The sequence below is a fragment of the Nocardia farcinica genome, from assembly GCF_029867845.1.
Taxonomy (GTDB): domain Bacteria; phylum Actinomycetota; class Actinomycetes; order Mycobacteriales; family Mycobacteriaceae; genus Nocardia; species Nocardia farcinica_A.
On the sequence record NZ_JARWRU010001271.1, the window covers coordinates 1 to 2,527 of the forward strand.

A 2,527-nucleotide genomic window follows, 5' to 3' on the forward strand; every position below is an offset into this window, starting at 1 on the left:
CGGGCGGCTCGCCTGCGGTCGGCGAGCCACTGTTCGGCGACACCGAAACGGCGGGTGTCGAACAGCCTTTCCAGCAACTTCTCGCGCTCGTCGTTCTCGGCGCGCAGGAAGCGCGCGAAATCGCCCTGCGGCAACAGGACCACCTGGAAGAACTGGTCGGCGCTCATCCCGAGCAGCCGCACGATCTCCTCACCGATGTCGGGTATGCGGGAGAGGTTCTCCCCTCGGCCGTCGAGCCACTCCAGGGTGGCCTTGGGCTGCTCGGTGCGGAAACCGCTGCCGCGCATCTTGGGTCGCTCGAACTCCGGGGAACGGGTCAGGCGCAGCCGCCTGCCGCCGAGGGTGGCCTCCAGCACGACCCTCGGCGGGGTGCCCGCGGGGGCGTGGTCGGAGTGCAGGCGCCTGCTCTCGCCGCGCGCACCGGGGACACGACCGTAGAGGGCGAAGGCGATGGCGTCGAGGACGGTGGTCTTGCCCGCGCCGGTCTGCCCGTGCAGCAGGAACAGGCCGTCGGCGCCGAGGCTGTCGAAATCCACCGTGGTGGTGGCGGCGAACGGGCCGAAGGCCGTCATCTCCAGCCGGTGCAGCCTCATGCCGTCAGTGCTCCTTCCTCGTCGCCGCCATCTCGATCGCCGCTCTGCTGACGGGTGCTCCCCTGATCACCGCTGCCCTGATCACCGCTGCCGGGATCGCCGCTGCCGGGATCGCCGCCGAGCACCGTCGCCCGCTCGGATTCCCCGACCGCCGCGGCCAGGGCGCGTTCCATCCACCGCACCTCCGAGGCCGAGGGCTCGCCGCGGACATCGGTGAGGAAGCCGCGCGCCACCTCCGCGTCGTCGCGCCCGCGCACCCGCTCGCGATAGCGCAGCACCGAGTCGGCGTCGGGGCGAACCCATTCCACGTGGACCGCGTGCGGGAAGCGCTCGCGCAACCTGCGCATGGCGTCGAGGGGCCGGGCGTGGTCGGTGAGGGTCGCGGACACATAGTGCTCGACGGCGGCCTCGTGGGCGGGGTCGCCCAGCAGTTCGTCGAGCGTGCCGGTGAGCCGGGAGAGCCCCCGGACCGTCGGGAGGTCGCGCCTGCGGACCTCGGACAGGCCCGATTCGTCCAGATCCACGATCCAGACCGCTTTACGGTGCGTGGACTCCCCGAACGAGTACGGCAGCGGCGAGCCCGAGTAGCGCACCGACTCCGCGAGGGCCTGCGGCGAGTGCAGGTGACCGAGGGCCACATAGTCGATCTCGTCGAAGATCGACATCGGCACGGTCTCCACGCCGCCCACCGAGATCGATCGCTCCGAACCGGTCGCCTCGCCGCCGACCACGAAGGCGTGCGCGAGCACCACCGAGCGGGCGCCGGGCCGGGCGGCCAGATCCGCGCGGATGCGTTCCATCACCACCTCGAGCACCTCGGCGTGCGAGCGGGCGCGGGGCACCTCCAGTTCGGCGCGCACCACCTCCGGCTCGAGATAGGGGATGCCGTAGAAGGCGACCTCTCCGTGCTGGTCGGACAGCACGACCGGCCGATCGCAATCGGCCACCCTGGTCCGTAGATACAGCCCGCCCGCGGCCGCGAAGCTGGCGCCCGCCCCGAGGCGGGCCGGGGAGTCGTGGTTGCCGGAGGTGGCGACGATCTTCGCCCCGGCCGCGGCGATCGCCTCCAGGCCGCGAGTGCAGACGCCGATGGCGTCGGCGCTGGGAATCGAGCGGTCGTAGACGTCGCCGGGGACCACCACCACGTCCACCGATTCCTCCGCCACCAGCTCGGCGACAGCGGCCAGCGCACGTGCCTGGTCGACCAGGAGGTCGACGCCGTGGAACGTCCGCCCCACATGCCAATCCGATGTGTGCAGCACCCGCATGAGCGGACACGGTAGGCGTCGGCACCGACATGTGTCGATCACACCCCCGCGCGGCAGATCGACGCCACAAATCTCACCCGGTTAGTGTCTTGGGGTGGCTGCTTCCCAACGTGTGCGATCCCGGGTGCCCGCGCTGCAACGATCGATCCTGCCGACCGTGCCGGGCGTGCCCGCGTGGTCGGCGGTCCTCATCGCGGTCGGCTGCACGCTCCTGGGGTTCCTGCTCGATGCGAGCGGCGACAACACCGAGCTCACCGGAACGTTCTCCGCGCTGTATGTCGTCGGTTGTGTCGCCGCTGTTCTCGCGGTGCGGATGCGCGGACTGTTCACCACGATGGTGCTGCCCCCGCTTCTGCTGTTCTTCGCGGTTCCGCTGGCCTACCGCCAGCTCAGCGGCGGCGGGAGTGGTCTCAAGGACCTGCTGCTGAATCTGGCGATCCCGCTGGTCAACCGTTTCCCCACGATGATGGTCGCCTCCGTGCTGGTGTGGGCGATCGGCGCCTACCGGACCTTCGCCTACCGCAGGGAGAACGGACGCATGCCCGAGCGGCGCGGCGAGGCCAAGCGGGCAGCGGGCAGGCAAACCGGGCGCGGAGCGCCCAAGCGTCCGGCGCGGCCCGAGCGCGCCGAGCCGGACCCGGCCGAGCCCGCCCCCCCCAGGAAGAA

Annotated in this window: 3 protein-coding genes; 1 reads left to right on the top strand and 2 read right to left on the bottom strand. The window is 71.3% G+C overall.

Annotated features, from left to right (window positions below):
* Both QH283_RS28505 and QH283_RS28510 read right to left on the bottom strand, forming a co-directional pair.
* A partial coding sequence (locus QH283_RS28505; RefSeq protein WP_280506025.1) for an SMC family ATPase occupies positions 1–593 on the bottom strand: 593 nt, incomplete at its 3' end.
* Positions 590–1,861, bottom strand: a complete 1,272-nt coding sequence (locus QH283_RS28510; protein WP_280506026.1) for an exonuclease SbcCD subunit D — start codon at positions 1,859–1,861, stop codon at positions 590–592. The genes QH283_RS28505 and QH283_RS28510, both read right to left, overlap by 4 nt.
* Positions 1,862–1,955: 94 nt before the next feature.
* Here QH283_RS28510 and QH283_RS28515 point away from each other — a divergent pair.
* Positions 1,956–2,527: DUF6542 domain-containing protein (locus QH283_RS28515; protein WP_348538321.1), on the top strand; the 572-nt coding region annotated here is incomplete at its 3' end.

What these genes read in the sequence shown, in the direction of transcription:
- QH283_RS28510 (WP_280506026.1), bottom strand. Translation starts at nt 1,861, where the DNA reads ATGCGGGTGCTGCACACATCGGATTGGCATGTGGGGCGGACGTTCCAC.